General features: G+C 68.2%; 3 protein-coding genes. All 3 read right to left on the bottom strand.

Annotation, left to right across the window (positions count from 1 at the left end; all coding sequences use genetic code 11):
* Positions 1–9: 9 nt before the first annotated feature.
* Positions 10–1,530 carry a glycerol kinase GlpK gene (glpK, locus tag ACOJSN_RS02610; RefSeq protein ID WP_420110953.1) on the bottom strand — a complete coding sequence of 507 codons (1,521 nt, stop codon included), beginning with the start codon at positions 1,528–1,530 and terminating at the stop codon, positions 10–12.
* 116 nt (positions 1,531–1,646) lie between these two features.
* On the bottom strand, positions 1,647–2,381 hold the full coding sequence (locus tag ACOJSN_RS02605; RefSeq protein WP_420110952.1) for an MIP/aquaporin family protein: 735 nt from the start codon (positions 2,379–2,381) through the stop codon (positions 1,647–1,649).
* Between the two features lie 87 nt (positions 2,382–2,468).
* Positions 2,469–3,424, bottom strand: a 956-nt coding sequence (locus tag ACOJSN_RS02600) for a glycerol-3-phosphate dehydrogenase/oxidase (protein ID WP_420110951.1), incomplete at its 5' end; no start/stop codon positions are given.

Genomic DNA, 3,424 nt, shown 5'->3' with positions numbered 1-3,424 from the left:
CGAGAGGGGTCACGCCTCCGTGTCCTCGTCGACCCAGTCGAAGGTCTTGGTGACGGCCTTCTTCCAGTTGCGGTACAGGCGATCGCGCTCGGCGTCCTCCATCGCAGGCTCCCAGCGCTTGTCCTCGGCCCAGTTGTCGATGACGTCCTGCTCACCGCTCCAGAACCCGACGGCGATGCCGGCCGCGTACGCCGCGCCCAGCGCCGTGGTCTCGGCGACCTTCGGGCGCACCACCGGCACGCCGAGGATGTCGGCCTGGAACTGCATGAGTGTCTCGTTGGCGATCATGCCGCCGTCGACCTTCAGCTCGGTCAGGTTCACACCGGAGTCGGCGTTCATCGCGTCGAGAACCTCGCGGGTCTGGAAGGCCGTGGCCTCCAGCGCGGCCCGCGCGATGTGGCCCTTGTTGACATACCGGGTCAGACCGACCAGGGCGCCGCGGGCGTCGGAACGCCAGTACGGCGCGAACAGGCCCGAGAACGCCGGCACGAAGTACGCCCCGCCGTTGTCCTCGACACCCTTGGCCAACTCCTCGACCTCGGGAGCGCTGGAGATGATCCCCAGGTTGTCCCGGAGCCACTGCACCAGCGACCCGGTGACGGCGATCGATCCCTCGAGCGCGTACACGGCGGGCTGGTCACCGATCTTGTAGCAGACCGTGGTCAGCAGCCCGTTCTCGCTCGGCACCTGCTCGGTCCCGGTGTTGATGAGCATGAAGTTGCCGGTGCCGTAGGTGTTCTTGGCCATGCCGACCTCGAAGCACGCCTGCCCGAACGTGGCCGCCTGCTGGTCGCCCAGGATGCCCGCGATCGGGATACCGGCCAGGTGCCCGTGCGCGCGACCCTCGCCGTAGACCTCGGAGGAGGACTTGATCTCGGGCAGCATCGAGAGAGGGATGCCCATGTCAGCGGCGATGTCGGCGTCCCAGTCGAGCGTGGACAGGTCCATCAGCATCGTGCGGCTGGCATTGGTCACGTCGGTGACGTGCACGCCGCCGTCGGTGCCGCCGGTCATGTTCCACAACGTCCAGGTGTCGGTGTTGCCGAACAGCAGATCGCCGGCCTCGGCCTTCTCGCGGGCACCCTCGACGTTGTCGAGGATCCACTTGACCTTGGGGCCGGAGAAGTAGGTGGCCAGAGGCAGCCCGACCTTGGCCTTGTACTTGTCGGGGTCACCGCCGCCGAGCTCGTCGACGATCTTCTGGGTGCGGGTGTCCTGCCAGACGATCGCGTTGTAGACGGCCTCGCCGGTGTTCTTGTCCCAGACGACGGCGGTCTCACGCTGGTTCGTGATGCCCACCGCGGCGATGTCGTCCTTGGTGATGTTGGCGCGCGTGAGAGCCAGGGCGACGACCTCGCGCGTGTTGCGCCAGATCTCGGCAGGGTCGTGCTCGACCCAGCCTGCCTTGGGGAAGATCTGCTCGTGCTCGAGCTGCCCGCTCTCGACGATCTCGCCGGAGTGGTTGAAGACGATCGCCCGGGTGCTCGTGGTGCCCTGGTCGATCGCGAGGACGAACTTCGTCTCAGCCATGAGGTGTTTCCCTTCACTTCATCGTGTGGCACGCCGAAGGTACGGCGCAGTGGTTCGGGGCGGTGGTCGATCCACGGTGGGCGCTCGCCGTCGCCAGCGCCCACCGTGCGATCAGGTCAGGCGATGGGGAGGAACGTCAGCAGCGGCTCGGAGAGCAGTCCGGCGAGCACGCCACCGATGATCGGGCCGAGGACCGGGACCCAGGAGTAGCCCCAGTCCGAGGAGCCCTTGCCCTTGATCGGCAGGATCGCGTGGGCGATGCGGGGTCCGAGGTCACGTGCCGGGTTGATGGCGTAGCCGGTGGGACCACCGAGGCTGGCGCCGATGCCGACCACCAGCAGTGCCACGGCCAGCGGGCCGAGGCCGCTCGGGGTGCCGCCGAAGGCGATCACCACGAACACGAGCACGAAGGTCGCGATGACCTCGGTCACGGTGTTCCAGCCGAGCGAGCGCTTGGCAGGACCGGTGGAGAACACGGCGAGCTTGTTCGCCGCGTCGGGCTCGTCGTCGAAGTGCTGCTTGTAAGCCAGCCAGCAGAACACGGCGCCGAGGATCGCACCGATGAACTGACCGATCACGTACATGAGCACGTTCGAGATGGTGGCCGGGATGCCGGCAGCGAGCTCGCCACCGGAGGCCCACAGGCCGAACGTCACTGCAGGGTTGATGTGCGCACCGGTGTCGACCGCGGCGTAGACACCGGCGAACACGCCGATGCCCCATCCGAAGTTGATCAGCAGCCAGCCGCCGCCGTTGCCCTTGGTGCCGGCGAGAACGACGTTCGCGACCACGCCGCAACCGAGGAGGATCAGCAGGAAGGTACCTACTGCCTCGGGGAGGATGATGTCCATCTGACTCTCTTTCTCGTCACTGAGGGGGATGAAGTGTGGACGCCCCGATGCGCCACACCCACAGCATGCCGCTATGCGGCACCGGGCTCAGGTAGGCGCGTCGACGGCAACCATCGGGACGATGTCGGGCGCCTGAGCCCTGGCCAGCGCGCCCTCGGCATCGCTGGTGGTCTGTGCGGCGGCTGCTTCGGCCGCGCGACGGTCGAGATAGGACTGCTTCTCGCGAGCGATCCGGCCCTCGTCCCACCCCAGGGAGGGAGCGATGATCTCGACGATCTCGTCGAGAGCCGCGACACCGCCGTCGCGCTGCTCGTAGGTGAGCCGCGTGCGGTGCAGCAAGACGTCCTCGAGGTGGACCACCTGCTCGTGCGTGGCCGCGAACGCGATCTCGGCCCGCAGGTAGTCGGGCGCACCCTCGAGCGGCTTCGCGAGGTCGGGCTGCGCCTCGATCATTCCCACGATGTCGCTGAGCTGGCCGCCGTAGCGGTGCAGGAGGTGGTCGGTGATCTGCTTGGTCCAGCCATAGGTGTCGGCCCAGCCGCGCGCCTTGCGGCGGGCGGTGGCGAAACCGACGGCGCCGGCGAGCGGCACCCGGTCCGTGATCGACGGCGTGGCCTGGGCCTCGTCACCGAGCGCGAAGTCCACGGCGTCCTTGGCCATCACCCGGTAGGTGGTGAGCTTGCCGCCGGCGATCACCACGAGGCCAGGGGTCGGGGAGGCGGTGGTGTGCTCGCGCGAGACCTTCGCCGAGGACGTCCCCTCCTTGGTGCCCGGTTGCAGCAGCGGGCGCAGGCCCGCGTAGGTGCCGATCACGTCGTCGCGGGTGAGCGGGTCGCGGAGCACGGCATTGGCGTGATCGAGCACGTAGTCGATGTCCTCGGCCGTGGCGACCGGGTGCACCGGGTCCTCGGTGTAGGCGGTGTCGGTGGTGCCGATCACCCAGTACCGCGACCACGGGATCACGAACAGCACGCTCTTCTCGGTCTGCAGGATCAGACCCGTCTCGCCGCGGATCCGCTCGCGCGGCACCACCAGGTGGATGC

The organism is Pseudactinotalea sp. (assembly GCF_048594945.1).
GTDB lineage: Bacteria > Actinomycetota > Actinomycetes > Actinomycetales > Beutenbergiaceae > Pseudactinotalea.
Note: the sequence above shows the minus strand (reverse complement) of the source record. Positions and strands in the feature narration are given on the sequence as shown.